Origin of the sequence: Mesorhizobium sp. WSM3866 (genome assembly GCF_002294795.1) — a bacterium.
Classification (GTDB): Bacteria; Pseudomonadota; Alphaproteobacteria; order Rhizobiales; family Rhizobiaceae; genus Mesorhizobium.
This window is the reverse complement of sequence record NZ_NSGC01000003.1, coordinates 188,204-202,583: the sequence shown is the minus strand read 5'-3', so window position 1 is coordinate 202,583 and position 14,380 is coordinate 188,204. Positions and strand designations below refer to the sequence as shown.

Annotated in this window: 17 protein-coding genes; 10 read left to right on the top strand and 7 right to left on the bottom strand. The window is 63.9% G+C overall.

What is annotated here, in order from left to right; genetic code table 11:
• Positions 1–187: 187 nt before the first annotated feature.
• Complete coding sequence (locus CK222_RS09040; RefSeq protein WP_095781517.1) at positions 188–826, bottom strand: HD family hydrolase; 639 nt, start codon at positions 824–826, stop codon at positions 188–190.
• Entirely contained in the window at positions 826–1,689 is an 864-nt protein-coding gene (locus CK222_RS09035) for a folate-binding protein YgfZ (protein ID WP_067321148.1), read from the bottom strand. The genes CK222_RS09040 and CK222_RS09035 overlap by 1 nt, the downstream gene beginning before the upstream one ends.
• A gap of 85 nt (positions 1,690–1,774) precedes the next feature.
• On the opposite strand from CK222_RS09035, the gene CK222_RS09030 reads away from it, so the two are divergent.
• A complete protein-coding gene (locus CK222_RS09030) occupies positions 1,775–3,106 on the top strand; it encodes a dihydroorotase (protein ID WP_067321151.1) in 1,332 nt (443 codons plus the stop codon).
• Between the two features lie 182 nt (positions 3,107–3,288).
• Here the strand turns inward: CK222_RS09030 and CK222_RS09025 are convergent, their stop codons facing one another.
• From CK222_RS09025 to CK222_RS09010, 4 genes are all read right to left on the bottom strand, one after another.
• Positions 3,289–4,083, bottom strand: coding sequence for a hypothetical protein (locus CK222_RS09025; protein WP_095800109.1), 795 nt, complete (start codon positions 4,081–4,083; stop codon positions 3,289–3,291).
• Positions 4,084–4,233: 150 nt separating this feature from the next.
• A complete protein-coding gene (locus tag CK222_RS09020) occupies positions 4,234–4,491 on the bottom strand; it encodes a hypothetical protein (protein WP_066997401.1) in 258 nt (85 codons plus the stop codon).
• Between the two features lie 338 nt (positions 4,492–4,829).
• Positions 4,830–5,207 carry a TIGR02301 family protein gene (locus tag CK222_RS09015; protein ID WP_095781940.1) on the bottom strand — a complete coding sequence of 126 codons (378 nt, stop codon included), beginning with the start codon at positions 5,205–5,207 and terminating at the stop codon, positions 4,830–4,832.
• A gap of 69 nt (positions 5,208–5,276) precedes the next feature.
• Entirely contained in the window at positions 5,277–5,705 is a 429-nt protein-coding gene (locus CK222_RS09010; protein ID WP_095777839.1) for an NUDIX hydrolase, read from the bottom strand.
• 113 nt (positions 5,706–5,818) lie between these two features.
• Here CK222_RS09010 and CK222_RS09005 point away from each other — a divergent pair, with 113 nt between their 5' ends.
• Positions 5,819–6,580, top strand: a complete 762-nt coding sequence (locus tag CK222_RS09005) for an SOS response-associated peptidase (RefSeq protein WP_095800108.1) — start codon at positions 5,819–5,821, stop codon at positions 6,578–6,580.
• Between the two features lie 92 nt (positions 6,581–6,672).
• Here the strand turns inward: CK222_RS09005 and CK222_RS09000 are convergent, their stop codons facing one another.
• On the bottom strand, positions 6,673–6,828 hold the full coding sequence (locus CK222_RS09000; RefSeq protein WP_082953737.1) for a hypothetical protein: 156 nt from the start codon (positions 6,826–6,828) through the stop codon (positions 6,673–6,675).
• A gap of 388 nt (positions 6,829–7,216) precedes the next feature.
• Between CK222_RS09000 and cysS the strand changes: the two genes are divergently transcribed.
• From cysS to rarD, 8 genes are all read left to right on the top strand, one after another.
• The gene (gene cysS, locus CK222_RS08995; protein WP_095800107.1) at positions 7,217–8,668 is read left to right on the top strand and encodes a cysteine--tRNA ligase; all 1,452 of its coding nucleotides are present in this window, start codon (positions 7,217–7,219) and stop codon (positions 8,666–8,668) included.
• A gap of 283 nt (positions 8,669–8,951) precedes the next feature.
• Positions 8,952–9,356 carry a DUF559 domain-containing protein gene (locus CK222_RS08990; protein WP_095800106.1) on the top strand — a complete coding sequence of 135 codons (405 nt, stop codon included), beginning with the start codon at positions 8,952–8,954 and terminating at the stop codon, positions 9,354–9,356.
• Entirely contained in the window at positions 9,353–9,739 is a 387-nt protein-coding gene (locus tag CK222_RS08985; RefSeq protein WP_095800105.1) for a VOC family protein, read from the top strand. The genes CK222_RS08990 and CK222_RS08985 overlap by 4 nt, the downstream gene beginning before the upstream one ends.
• Before the next feature lie 18 nt (positions 9,740–9,757).
• On the top strand, positions 9,758–10,249 hold the full coding sequence (locus tag CK222_RS08980; protein ID WP_095800104.1) for a GFA family protein: 492 nt from the start codon (positions 9,758–9,760) through the stop codon (positions 10,247–10,249).
• Complete coding sequence (locus tag CK222_RS08975; RefSeq protein ID WP_095800329.1) at positions 10,246–10,722, top strand: GFA family protein; 477 nt, start codon at positions 10,246–10,248, stop codon at positions 10,720–10,722. Before CK222_RS08980 ends, CK222_RS08975 begins: the two co-directional genes overlap by 4 nt.
• Positions 10,719–11,684, top strand: a complete 966-nt coding sequence (pip, locus tag CK222_RS08970; protein ID WP_095800103.1) for a prolyl aminopeptidase — start codon at positions 10,719–10,721, stop codon at positions 11,682–11,684. The genes CK222_RS08975 and pip overlap by 4 nt, the downstream gene beginning before the upstream one ends.
• A 64-nt stretch (positions 11,685–11,748) precedes the next feature.
• Complete coding sequence (cimA, locus tag CK222_RS08965; RefSeq protein WP_095800102.1) at positions 11,749–13,365, top strand: citramalate synthase; 1,617 nt, start codon at positions 11,749–11,751, stop codon at positions 13,363–13,365.
• 82 nt (positions 13,366–13,447) lie between these two features.
• Entirely contained in the window at positions 13,448–14,377 is a 930-nt protein-coding gene (gene rarD, locus CK222_RS08960; RefSeq protein WP_095800101.1) for an EamA family transporter RarD, read from the top strand.
• The last annotated feature ends 3 nt before the right edge of the window (positions 14,378–14,380 follow it).

Below are 14,380 nucleotides of genomic sequence, written 5' to 3'. Positions count from 1 at the left end.
ACGGCGGCCGAAAAGCGCTCGTTTTGTGCGCGAAGTTCCTCCGCTATTCGTCGAACCGGGCCAATACCGGTTGCCTTCCGCCTGACTGCGGCCGAACCAGCCTTGACATGAGCAACGGGCATGAGCGCGCCTGCCGACCGTGACTGAACAGTTTACTGTCGTGGCCGCCGGTTAATTTAGCGTTCTTTTATTTGACGGAATTGGCAGCAAGAAAAGGCTGGCGTTTAGCTTCCAGCGCCGCGAATCGTTTCAGAAATGCCGCCTGCGCCCAGGTCACCGAGCGTGGAGTGAAGTCGAAATGGTCGGCGGAAAAGCTGCGCGGCCGGCCGAAATACTCCGTCGCCTCCGCGGTCGAGAAGCCGGCAAGCAGCGTCGCTTCGTAATAGGCGGCGATCTGGTCGGCGCGCTTGATGTCCTTGCGCAAGGTGGAACCGAGCTCGGCCGGCAGCGAGAAACGTTGATGGATGGCGCGCTGCAGCCTGAGCTCGCAGTCCTTGTAGGAGCCGCCCATCACCGATTTGAAGGGGGAGATCATGTCGCCGATGACATATTCGGGCGCGTCGTGCAGCAGCGCCGCGAGCCGCGCCTCGGCGGAGGCGGCCGGCACCAGCTCACCATAGAGTGCCTCGACCAGCAGCGAATGCTGAGCCACCGAAAAGGCGTGCTCGCCGCTGGTCTGGCCGTTCCAGCGGGCGACGCGGGCGAGGCCATGCGCGATGTCGGCGATCTCGATGTCGAGCGGCGAGGGGTCGAGCAGGTCGAGCCGCCGGCCGGACAGCATGCGCTGCCAGGCGCGCGGCGGCGCTCCCGCCCTGTCGGCCGCCATCAGGCCTCCTCCGCGCTGACGGTGTCTTGCGGGAAGGAGAATTTCGCCCAGCCCGGGATGGCGAGCGTCACCGGGACGTCGCCGGCCATGATCGGGTCACGGGCATCGAGCGCTGCCTTGACGCGGTCGATGCGGGCAATGACGAGGCCGCGTCCGCCGCTTACCGAACCCAGCGTCCCGACCGGGCGGCCTGCGACGGTGAGCTCGGTACCGGACGCAGGCAGGGAACCCCCGGCTGTGGCGATCAGCACGCGGCGTCGCGCGGTGCCGCGATGCTGCATGCGCGAGACGACTTCCTGGCCGACATAGCAGCCTTTCTTGAAGCCGACGCCGCCGGTCTCGTCGAGGAGAACGTCATGTGGAAAAGCGTCACCGAGCTGATAATCGCTGCCGCTTTCGGCGATGCCGTTGGCGATACGCAGGGCCCGCCATGCGCCGGCATCGCCGCTGTCCTGAACTGCGCCGTCATATGTGCGCCTGACCTCCACCTCGCGGAAGCGCGTGTCGGCGAGCGAAGTTGAATCGGCAAATGAGGCGGTTGAATCATCATCCCACGCAACCGTGACAAGCGCCTGATCCTGCTTGGCAATCTCGGCCTTTGCCCTCAGCCGGTAAAGCATCAGCCGGCGCACGAAGTCATCGGCTATGTCGGTCCGGCATTCCAGCCGGAAGCCGTTCTCGCCGGCGCGAGAGATGAGAAAATCGAACAGGATCTTGCCTTGCGGCGAAAGCAGCGCGCCAGGCTTTGCCTCGCCGGCGCCGAGCGCATCGAGATCGGTGGTGAGGATGTTTTGCAAAAAATGTTCGGCATCCTGGCCTGACACGGAAATGAGCGCGCGGTCTTTCAGCAGGGCAAAGGGCATGGGCGTGAAGTCGGCCTGATCTTGCAAAAATGATGGTCATTACGTAAGCCGGCCACACTCCCCCCGCAAGAGATTGGACCAGTCCATGGCAACCACCTTCGACCTCATCCTGACAGGCGGCACGGTAGTCAACCATGACGGTGAAGGCCGGCGCGATGTCGGCGTGAAGGCCGGGCGTATTGCCGCGATAGGGGATCTCGGCCAAGCGTCGGCCGGCGAGACGATCGATTGCACGGGCCTGCACATCCTGCCCGGCGTCGTCGACAGCCAGGTGCATTTCCGCGAGCCGGGACTGGAGCACAAGGAAGATCTGGAAACCGGGTCTCGCGCCGCGGTTTTGGGCGGCGTCACCGCGGTCTTCGAGATGCCCAACACCAATCCGCTGACCACCAGCGAGGCGGCCCTTGCCGACAAGGTGCGGCGCGCCACCGGCCGCATGCATTGCGACTTCGCTTTCTGGGTTGGCGGCACGCGCGACAATGCCGGCGATGTCAGCGAGCTCGAGCGGCTGCCAGGAGCTGCCGGCATAAAAGTCTTCATGGGCTCGTCCACCGGCGACCTGCTGGTCGAGGACGACGAAGGCGTCGCCTCCATCCTGCGCAACACCCGCCGCCGCGCCGCTTTCCACTCCGAGGACGAGTTCCGTCTGCGCGAGCGGCTCGGTCTGCGCGTCGAGGGCGATCCCTCGTCGCATCCTGTCTGGCGCGACGAGATCGCGGCGCTGCGCTGCACCGAGCGCCTGGTGCGCATCGCGAGACAGACGCGCGCGCGCATCCATGTGCTGCACATCTCGACGGCCGAGGAGATCGTTTTCCTCGAGCAGCATAAAGACGTCGCTACATGCGAGGCGACGCCGCATCACCTGACGCTCTCAGCTGACGACTATGCGCGGCTCGGCACGCTGATCCAGATGAACCCGCCGGTGCGCGCGGCGCGCCACCGCGACGGCGTCTGGCACGGCATTGCGCAAGGGATCGTCGATGTGCTGGGGTCCGACCACGCGCCGCACACGCTGGCCGAGAAGGCGAAGCCTTATCCTGCCTCGCCTTCGGGCATGACGGGCGTGCAGACGCTGGTGCCGATCATGCTCGACCATGTCAACGCCGGCCGGCTCACTTTGCAGCGTTTCGTCGATCTCTCCAGTCATGGTCCGCAGCGCATCTTCGGCATGGCGGGAAAGGGCCGCATCGCCGCCGGCTACGACGCCGATTTCACCGTCGTAGACCTGAAGCGCCGCGAGACCATCACCAACGCGCAGGCTGGCTCCAAGGCGGGCTGGACGCCCTATGACGGCAAAGAGGTCACCGGCTGGCCGGTCGGCACCATCGTGCGCGGCAACCGGGTAATGTGGGACGGCGAGATCGTCACGCCCGGCCAGGGCAGGGCGGTGGAGTTTTCCGAGGCGCTGGCGGCTTAGGCCACGTTGGATTTCTTAAGCGCGCCCTGCATTATGAGTGCCTGCAGCTGCGGGAACTTGCCCTGGTCGATTTTCTTTCTTGCAAAATGCCGACGGTGGGAGCCGATGCGATTCCGGCTCTGCGAGAGGAGGCAAACCGCATATGGCCGCAGACCAAAATTGGCAAGGGATGAGCTTCTGGCTCAATCCCCGGCGACGAAGAACAGCCACTGGCCGGCGGGCGTGATGCCGACGCGATAGAAGATATAGGCGCCGAACTGCTTCATGTCGTCATAGTCGCTTGCGGTGACGAGTTTGAACAGCTCGACGCGCTGCCTGGGATCCAGCTTGTCGAGCGGCAGCGCGAAGAAATACGGCCAGACATAGAGCTCCTGCGGCGTGCCGGTGTCGACATGGACATAGCCGGCGCTGAGCACCTCTTCCAAAATGGCGAGAATCTCTTGGCCGTCGCCGTCGCCGGAGAGTCCCTTGAGGAAAGCGACCGGGTCGCCCTCGATGTCGCCGAGCGATAGCTGCGTCATGGATTCGCCCGAGCCGATCAGCGGCCGAAGTTTCTCGATATCGCCGCTCTTGCAGGCCTCGATGATCAGGCCGTGCATGCGTTTGACCGGCTCGGGAAGCTTGTCGAGGTCGTAGACGACGGGCGGCGGCGGCGAATCCGGGTCGGAGCGCGGGCTGGTGATGCCGCCGCTGCCGGTTGGCGCTTCGGGCGCGCTCTTGTCCGTCTCGTCGGCCGGCTGGCTGTTGTCGGAGGGTTTGGTGCCGGGCGCGGCCGGCATTGGCACGGTGGTCCCCGGAGCGGTCGTTTCGTCACTGGTGGACGGAGTGACCGGCGAAGGCAACTCCTCGCGTTGGATCTCGCTTAGCGCATAGCAAGGCGTGCTGGCGAGGCAGATTGCCAATGGCCCGGCGCAGGAAGCAGTGATCCAGATGCCGAGGGCCAGCCCGCGCGGCCTGCCTGCCAACGAAAATCTCACCCCTTGCCTCTCCATGGTTCCGGGCTCGCTAGGGCAATTCCAGAAAACTGTGCAATGGTTTCCGTCCGGAATTGCGAAAAACTAATGGCTAGGCGGCGGGTATGATGCCCAAACGGCGCGTCGCCGTCAAAAGCAGCCAAAGCGGGCGGGCTAGTGCCTGAGCCGTTCCGGCTCGAACGCGCCGGAGATCACCTTTTCGCGCATGCGGTCGAGCAGGGCCAGCGCTGAGGTCTCACCATTGGCGCGCAGCATCTCGCCGAAGGCGGTTTCCAGCGCAGCCTCGGCGATGATTTCGGGCTCGATGCCGGCCGACAATCCTTCCGCCCAGGCTTCACTGTGGCTCTCCACGGCGGTCAGGCGCTTTTCTTCCCTGACCAACGCGTCGATGTCGCTGACGCCATGTTCCATTGCGATGTCCACCTTTTCAAGCGTCGGTCCGGCAAGGCACCGGGCTTGACTTGCCAGTTCATGCGCTGCTCGTACAAGTGCTTGTAAATACGACATTTCTGCAGTCGCAATCTACATATCGAGCAAGGCTGCGATCAATTCCGACCGAGCTTAGCCGATTAGACCAGCTTGCGGCATTAAAACCTTCAGTTTGAGTTAATTCCGCATTTGTCCACTAACGTTTCATTAACATTGTTGCACAAGCGCAACAGATGATTGCACCAAGGCGCAGCCTGATACAATAAGGCCGGCCACATTGGAGCGATTTGTCGGTGGATAGTCGCGATCGATGCCGGTCCTCAATTCCCGTAGCGGGAAGCGATATCGCGCGACAGCGTCTCGCCTTCCTTCATGTAGCGGGCAATGGCCTCGGTGGCCGAAGGCGTGCACTGCGTGTAGGTGCCGCTGAAGGAGCGGTAGCCGCGATTGAAGGAGGCGATGAAGCGGGCGCGCCGGTTGGGATCGGGATTTTCCGACTCGAGCAGCTTTTCCATCTCCAGCCGCCACTGGTCGCCTTTCTCGCCGCAGAGGTTGCGCAGGAAATGCAGCGAACCCAGCACCTCGGCGAGGCGCATCAGCCCGGGCTCGAACGGCGCCTCGGCCGCCGATGCCGGCTGCACCGTGACGGCCATGCTGATAGCGAGGCTTGCGGCGAGAAAGGGGGAGGCGCGGGTCATCAGGGCCTTGCGATGGAAGAGCAAGGCTTTGTGGCGAAACATTTTGTCGCCCGCAAGGCCATTCTGGGGTCACCGCTCGGCGGCTTGCGCAGGACCAAGCAACTCCTCGGCAACTTCAAACACATCGCCCGCCAGCGGCATCGCCGCCATTTCCGCCAGCGTGTAGAACGCCGCCGTCTCGGCGTCATCGCTCGCTGCCGGCTCGCCGCCGACATAGGCCGCGCCGAACACCGTCAGCAAATAGTCGACCGCGTGGTGCTCAGCGCGGCCGTCGATATGGATGTCGCGCAGCGGGCGGTAATCCTTCGCCTGGAGCCCCGTTTCCTCCTTGAGTTCGCGCGCCGCGGCTTGCGCCAGCGTCTCGCCCGGCTCGACCTTGCCGCCGGGATACGCGTAGAGCCCTTGCGAAGGCGGCCGCGCCCGCTTGACAAGCAGCACCGTCTTGCCGCGCACGACGGCGACGGAGACTGCCGGGATAATCTTGCGAACCTTGTTCATGCGTTGCGAATCGCGCCGGCTGCCGGCTTGGTTGTGGACCGGACAGCTTTAGCGGTTGCGGCGCGGCGGTTCCATCGCCACTTTCATGGCGATCCCGACCGAAGAGCCAATCCATGTGCGGACGCTTTGCCCTGACCGCCTCGCCGGACCAGACCGCCGCCATTCTTGGCCTGGCGGAGCTGGAGGCGTTTCCGGCCCGCTACAATATCGCTCCGACGCAGCCGGTGCTGATGGCGTTCGCCAGTCCGCCAAGAGCGCCAGGCTCCAACCTGCCAGACCGCCAGGCGATGCTGGTGCGCTGGGGCCTGATCCCGACTTGGGTCAAGGATACGAAGGAATTTCCGCTGCTCTTCAACGCGCGCTCGGAAGGCGTGCTGCAGAAGGCCTCGTTCAAGACCGCCATGCGCCATCGCCGGGCCCTTGTGCCGGCCTCCGGCTTTTATGAATGGCAGCAGTCGGGTAGCGCCAAGGGCCAGCCCTACTGGATCCAGCCGCGGCGGGGCGGGGTGATCGCCTTCGCCGGTCTGATCGAGACCTATGCCGAGCCGGGCGGTTCCGAGATGGACACCGGCGCGATCCTCACCACGCGGGCCAACGCCGGCACCGCCCATATCCACGACCGCATGCCGGTGGTGATCGAGGAACGCGATTTCGCCCGCTGGTTGGATTGCCGCACGCAGGAGCCGCGCGACGTGCTCGACCTCCTCAAGCCCGCCGAGCCCGATTTCTTCGAGGCGATTCCGGTTTCCGACCTCGTCAACAAGGTCGCCAACACCGGGCCGGAGATTCAGGAGCGGGGCATGGTCGGGCCTCAGCCCGACAAGGTCAGGCGCCAGAAACCCGGCGCGGACGAAAACCAGATGACCCTGTTTTAGCGAAGGCTGCTAGCGGAGGCTCCAGGGCGAGCATTGGCGTCGCCCTCATTGCCGGCACCCCGATCATCGGAGACTGCGCCGGTCCTGCCGTTTCAAGCGGCGCGCGGCGAGATGATCTTCTGCGCCGGCTTCTTCTTCTTCGCGGTGTGAAGAAGGGCTGCGACGATGGCCGCAGGGCCGATCGCGCGGTAGTGGCTGGCGAGCGGCTGCTGCGCCGGTCGGCTTTGTTCTTGCTTACTTCGAGGCATTGTTCTCTTCCCTGGTAACGTTTTCGTGTCTGGGTTTGGTGGTCGATTCGGACCAAATCGTGACGTTTGGCGGTCTAGTCCGATAATGTTTCATCACTGTGCCGAGATGCTTAATAAAATGTTTCGGCCCGTTTTTACCTGTGATGGAACGACAGCTTTCCCGAGTTGAGCGACTTGACGGCAACACCTGCGGACGTGATAAAGCCGGGCATGAAAACGTCTTTCGCCATTTGTGGCATTTGCATTATTGGCTAGCCTCGCGCTGGTCCGGACGTTTTCGCCTTATCTTCCCCTAGATTGGACAAACGCCCCGGCCAGCAGGCTGGAGCCCGATTTGCGCCCGCGCGCGGGGAGGCTCCGTCCAACATAAGGGATCGGAAGAGCACGAATGTCTGACGCATCGAAGGGCCTCAGCCTTTACAACACGCTGACGCGGGCGAAGGAGCGTTTCGTTCCGATCGATCCGCAAAACGTGCGCATGTATGTTTGCGGCCCGACGGTCTACGACTTTGCCCATATCGGCAACGCGCGGCCGGCGATCGTCTTCGACGTGCTGTTCCGTTTGCTGCGCCAACTCTATGGCGAAAAGCACGTCACGTATGTGCGCAACATCACGGATGTCGATGACAAGATAAATGCGCGCGCCCTGCGCGATTTCGGCGCCGAGATCGAAGCCGGCAAGCTTTCGCTGAACGACGCGATCCGGCGCGTCACCGAAAAGACCGCCGACCAGTACCACAAAGATGTCGCGGCACTCGGCTGTTTGGAGCCGACCCACGAGCCGCGGGCGACCGAATTCGTCGCGCCCCGCGCCGACGGCAAGGCCGACATGCTGTCGCTGATTGCGCAACTGATCGAGCGCGGCCACGCCTATGTCGCCGGGGGCGAGGTGCTCTTCGACACCGCCTCGATGCCCGATTATGGCGAGCTTTCGAAGCGCAATCTCGACGAGCAGCAGGCCGGCGCCCGCATCGCGGTCGACGCCCACAAGAAGAACCCCGGCGATTTCGTTTTATGGAAACTCTCGACGCCGGAAGAGCCCGGCTGGGAAAGCCCGTGGGGCAGGGGCCGTCCGGGCTGGCACATCGAATGCTCGGCCATGTCGGCCGCCTATCTCGGCGAGGTCTTCGACATCCATGGCGGCGGCCTCGACCTGATCTTCCCGCATCACGAGAATGAGATCGCCCAGTCGCGCTGCGCCCACGGCACAAACGTCATGGCCAATTTCTGGATGCACAACGGCTTCCTTCAGGTCGAGGGCCAGAAAATGTCGAAGAGCCTCGGCAATTTCTATTCGATCCATGAGCTCTTGGAGACCGAGACTTTCGGCGGCAGGAAATGGCCGGGCGAGGTGCTGCGGCTGGCTATGCTGATGACGCATTACCGCGAGCCGATCGACTTTTCCGTGCGCAAGCTGGAGGAGGCGGAAAACACGCTGCGCAAATGGAAGCGTGCGGCCGATCTAGCGCCCGCGGCGGCGGGGGACCTGCCGGCAGACGTGCTTGAGGCGCTGTCCGACGACCTCGCCACCTACGCTGCCTTTCAGCGATTGACGCAGCTTGCCGGCGAGGCGGTGGAGTTCACTGGCGCCGGCGAGAACGCCGCCGCGGCTTCGCTGAAAGCGGCGCTTTCCTTCCTCGGCTTCGACGTCGGCGCAGCGAAGGTGGACGAAACCGTGATCGCTGAGGCGATCGCCAGGCGCCTGAAGTTCATCGCCGACAAGAATTGGGCTGAGGCCGACCGCATCCGCGACGAGCTTCTGGCGCAGGGCGTTCAGCTCAAGGACGGCAAGGATCCTCTCACCGGCCAGCGGGTGACGACCTGGGAGATCAAGCGGTGAGGGTGGCGCAGGGGATCGTTTCAGGACTGGCGGAGGCGCCGGTGACGTCCAATCTCCCCCCTTGCGGGGGAGATGTCCGGCAAGACAGAGGGGGGTGCGAAGGAACTCCAGGGTTTGAGTTTTCCCACTCACACACCCGCTATTCCCTAGGAGGGCAGCACTCTCTCGTTGCTACGTCGGCGGGACAGGACCCCCCTCTGTCCTGCCGGACATCTCCCCCGCAAGGGGGGAGATTAGCTCGGGCGTGCGATTTCGTTAATCGCAAACGTGAGGGCGTGTAGCTATGGGCCACGACCTCGTTCCATCCCGTCAGCGCAATAACGCCAAGTCCATGCGGCGTGCCATGACGGATGCCGAGCTGAAACTTTGGAACGAGTTGCGTGCCCACCGCTTGACGGGCATGAGCTTCCGGCGGCAGGTGCCGATCGGACCTTATATCGTTGATTTCGCGTGCTCGGCCCATCGCCTCATAGTCGAGGTCGATGGCAGCCAGCATGGCGATGCGGAACACTTAAACCGTGACGAGGCAAGAAGTGGCTATCTAGCTGCAAGCGGCTGGACCATGCTGCGCTTCTGGAACGACGACGTGATCCGCGATATCGACAATGTCTGCCAGCACATCGTCATTGCGGCCGGCCTGGCCGGCGCCGAAGTGCCGGAGACCGCAACGCAGGAGCTCGTTCCATGATCGATCATCTCGGCATCAGCGTTTCCGATTTCGAAAAGTCCAAGGCATTCTACGACAAGGCAATGGCGCCGCTTGGCGCTTCGCTGCTCTACATGGTGCCGGAGGAATATACCGGCGGCGCCAAGGTCGGCGGCTATGGCCGCGACCGGCCGGTGTTCTGGCTGAGCGCGGGCAAGGAGAAGCCGAAGGACCATCAGCATGTCGCCTTCACCGCGCGCAGCCGCGCCGAGGTCGACGCCTTCCATGCCGCGGCCCTTGCGGCCGGCGGCAAGGACAATGGCGGGCCGGGGCTGCGTCCGCATTACCACCCCAATTATTACGGCGCCTTCGTCTTCGATCCCGACGGCAACAATGTCGAGGCGGTCTGCCATGATCCGGAGTGAGCTCGATGGGAGGGATCGATGAGCCTTGATAACCGGCCGGTCTATACGGGCGGGTGCCAGTGCGGCGCCGTGCGTTTCCGCGTTGAGGGCGCCCTGGGCGATGCCTCGGTCTGCCATTGCCGCATGTGTCAGAAGGCGAGCGGCAATTTCTATCTGCCGCTGGTCTCGGTGCGCGGCGCCAGGCTGGACTGGACGCGCGGCGAGCCGAAGCGCTTCCGCTCGTCCAGCGCGGCATGGCGCGGCTTCTGCGCCGAATGCGGCACGCCGCTGACCTTCGAGGCGCCGGACGGCGTGGCGCTGGCGATCGCCGCCTTCGACGACCCGGCCGGCATCGCGCCAACCATCCAGTGGGGCGTCGAAGCGAAGCTTCCCTATGTCGACGGCGTTTCGAAACTGCCCTCCGAGGAGACGATGGGCGATATTTCGTCGGCGCCTTATCTCGCCGAGCTCGTCTCCTATCAACATCCCGATCACGACACGGACCAATGGCCGCCGGAGGAAAAACCATGACCGATGAAATTCGAACCGGCGGCTGCCAGTGCGGCGCCGTGCGCTTCCGCGTCCACGGCAAGCTCGGGCGCCCGTCCATCTGCCATTGCCGCATGTGCCAGAAACAGTTCGGCAATTTCTTTGGCGCCCTGGTGACGGTGCCGAAGGATGGCATCGAATGGACCCATGAGGAGCCGAGCTATTTCCAGTCCTCGGTCAACATCGATCGCGGCTTCTGCCGCCGCTGCGGCACGCCGCTCACCTACCGCCAGCCGGGCGGGCTGGAGATCGCCATCGGTGCCTTCGACGATCGTTCGGACTTGGCGCCGCAGATCCAGGTCAACTACGCGGTGCGGCTGCCCTGGGTGGAGAAGATCTTCGAGGCGCCGGTCCACGACGACCCCGACTACTATCGACGGCAGGAGCAGATCATCTCCTTCCAGCATCCCGATCACGAGACGGCCAACTGGCCGCAGCAGGGACTGAAACTATGACGATCCACAGCAGCTCCTTGCGCACGCTCTATCCCGAGATCGAGCCGTCCGAAACAGGCATGCTCGATGTCGGTGATGGCCACACCATCTATTGGGAGCGCTGCGGCACCAAAGGCGCCAAGCCAGCCGTATTCCTGCATGGCGGCCCTGGAGGCACGATCTCGCCCAAACACCGGCGGCTGTTCGACCCGAAACTCTACGACGTCATCCTGTTCGACCAGCGCGGCTGCGGCAAGTCGACGCCCAACGCCTCGCTGGAAGCCAACACCACCTGGCATCTCGTCACCGACATCGAACGCCTGCGCGAGATGGCGGGCTTCGACAAATGGCTGGTGTTCGGCGGCTCGTGGGGCTCGACGCTGGCGCTCGCCTATGCCGAAACGCATCCCGAGCGCGTCAGCGAGCTCGTCGTGCGCGGCATCTATACGCTCACCCGCGCCGAGCTCGAATGGTACTATCAGTTCGGCGTCTCCGAGATGTTTCCCGACAAGTGGGAGCGTTTTCTCGCGCCGATCCCCGAGGCCGAGCGCGGCGACATGATGGCCGCCTACCGCAAGCGGCTGGTGGGCACCGACCGCAAGGCGAAGGTCGAGGCGGCGCTTGCCTGGAGTCTGTGGGAAGGCGAGACGATCACGCTTTTGCCGGAGCCGGAAACCAGCACGCCTTTCGGCCAGGACGACTATGCCATCGCCTTCGCCCGCATCGAGAACCACTATTTCGTCCATGCCGGCTGGCTGGAAGAAGGACAGCTGCTGCGCGATGCCTGGAAGCTGAAGGACATCCCCGGCACCATCGTCCACGGCCGCTACGACATGCCGTGCCCGGCGCGCTATGCCTGGGCGCTGCACAAGGCCTGGCCGAAGGCGGATTTCCACCTCATCGAAGGCGCCGGCCACTCGTATTCGGAGCCGGGGATTCTGGACCGGCTGATCCGGGCGACGGATAAATACGCCGGCAAATAACCATGCAGGTTTGTGCTCTACGGCGCCCCCGGCGCGAAGGATCGCGACTTTTCGAGCTACAGCCATGATGAAGCAACGCCTCTACCTCTTCGACACCACGCTGCGCGACGGCCAGCAGACGCCGGGCATCGACTTTTCCGTCGAGGACAAGATCGCGATCGCCAAGCTGCTTGACGAATTCGGCATCGACTATGTCGAGGGCGGCTATCCCGGCGCCAACCCGACCGACACCGCCTTCTTCCATCAGAAGCGCACGGAAAGCGCGAAATTCGTCGCCTTCGGCATGACCAAGCGGGCAGGGGTTTCGGCCTCCAACGATCCGGGGCTGGCGGCGCTGGTGCAATCGAAGTCGGACGCGATCTGCTTCGTCGCCAAGAGCTGGGACTATCACGTGCGCGTGGCGCTCGGCTGCACCAACGAGGAGAACCTTGAGTCGATAAAGGTCTCGGTCCAGGCGGCGGTCGCCGCCGGCAAGGAGGCGATGGTCGACTGCGAGCATTTCTTCGACGGCTTCAAGGCCAATCCGGCTTACGCGCTGGCCTGCGCCAAGACGGCCTATGATGCCGGGGCGCGCTGGGTGGTGCTATGCGACACCAATGGCGGCACGCAGCCTTCGGAAGTGCGGGCCATCGTCGAGAAGGTGATCGCGGGCGGCATCCCTGGCGACCATCTCGGCATTCATGCCCATGACGACACCGGCCAGGCGGTGGCGAATTCCCTTGCCGCCGTTGAGGCCGGTGTGCGCCAGATCCAGGGCACGCTGAACGGCATCGGTGAGCGCTGCGGCAACGCCAATCTGGTCACAATCATCCCGACGCTCGCGCTCAAGCCGGCCTTCGCCGATCGCTTCGAGACAGGCATTTCGGCCGAAGCACTGACCGGCATTTCGCGGCTCTCCCGCGCTTTCGACGAGTTGCTCAACCGCGCGCCGGAAGCTCAGGCGCCCTATGTCGGCTCATCCGCCTTCGCCACCAAGGCGGGTATCCATGCCTCGGCGCTGGCCAAAGAGCCGGCGACTTACGAGCATGTGCCGCCGGAAGCCGTGGGCAACCGCCGCCGTGTCATGGTCTCCGACCAGGGCGGCAAGGCCAATTTCCTCGCGGAATTGAAGCGGCGCGGCATCGACGTGCCGAAGGACGACAGCCGGCTCGACGCGCTCATCGCCGTCGTCAAGGAGCGCGAGGCCGAAGGCTACGCCTATGAGGGCGCCGACGCCTCCTTCGAGCTCTTGGCCCGCAAGATGCTGCACGGCCTGCCGGAGTTCTTCAACGTCACCTCGTTCCGCTGCATGGTCGAGCGCCGCTTCGATGCCAACGGCAACCTGAAGACCGTGTCCGAGGCGATCGTGAAGGTGATGGTCGACGGCGAGGAGAAGATGTCGGTGGCCGAAGGCCACGGCCCGGTCAACGCGCTCGACATCGCGCTGCGCAAGGATCTCGGCAAGTATCAGAACGAGATCGTCGACCTCGAGCTCGCCGACTTCAAGGTGCGCATTCTCAACGGCGGCACCGAAGCCATCACCCGAGTGCTGATCGAATCGCACGATTCCACCGGCGCCCGCTGGTGGACGGTCGGCGTATCGGAAAACATCATCGACGCCTCCTTCCAGGCGCTGATGGATTCAATCATCTACAAGCTGATGAAGAACCGCGAGATGGCAGGACTGGTCGCGGCAGAGTAGGTTGAACCATCATCAAAAGTCCATTGATCCATCAGAATTTTGCGATGGTCTTGGACGATCCGCTGGGCCATAGCGTTGGGCCATGGTCACCGCAACAGCCGATCTCGATCAAGATGCCAAGGCCCGCCGCGGCTTCCTTTTGGCGCTCGGCGCCTATTTCCTCTGGGGGCTGTTGCCCTTCTACATGAAAGCGGTGGCGCACCTGCCTCTGATCGAGGTGATCTCGCACCGGATCGTTTGGTCGGTGCCGATCGCCGCTGCCGTGCTGGTTTGGGCCGGCCGCACCGCCGACTTTAAGGCCGCGATCCGCTCGCCAAAAAGCCTCGCCATGGCGGCGCTGACGGCGACGCTCATCTCGGTCAACTGGGGCATCTATGTCTGGGCGATCGCAGTCGACCGCACGGTCGAGACGGCGCTCGGCTACTATATCAACCCGCTGGTCAGCGTGGTGGTCGGCGCCGTTCTCCTCGGCGAACGGCTCGACCGGCTGCAGATCGCGGCGGTGGCGCTGGCCGCCATTGCGGTGACCGTGCTTACTGTCGAGGCCGGCAAATTACCCTGGGTATCGCTGGCATTGGCCTTCTCCTTCGCCGCCTACGGCTTCTTCCGCAAGACGCTGCCTATCGGGCCGAGCCAGGGCTTTCTGCTTGAAGTTCTTTTGCTGTCGGTGCCGGCGCTTTGCTACATTGCCTACCTGATCGCCGCGGGACAGGACCATTTCATCTCCAGCACCGGCGCCGACACCGCGCTGCTGATCGGCTGCGGCCCGGTGACCGCGGTGCCGCTTCTGCTCTTTGCCTTCGGCGCCAGGCTTTTGCGCCTCTCCACCATCGGCATCATGCAATATATCGCGCCGACGATGGTGTTCCTGATCGCCGTCCTGATCTTCGATGAGCCGTTCGGCACCACGCAGGCCATAGCTTTCGCCCTTATCTGGACTGCGCTGGCCATGTACAGCTGGTCGATGTTCAGAGGGCGCGAGGTTCGCCAGGCGGGTCCCGCGACGAGGTGAGGG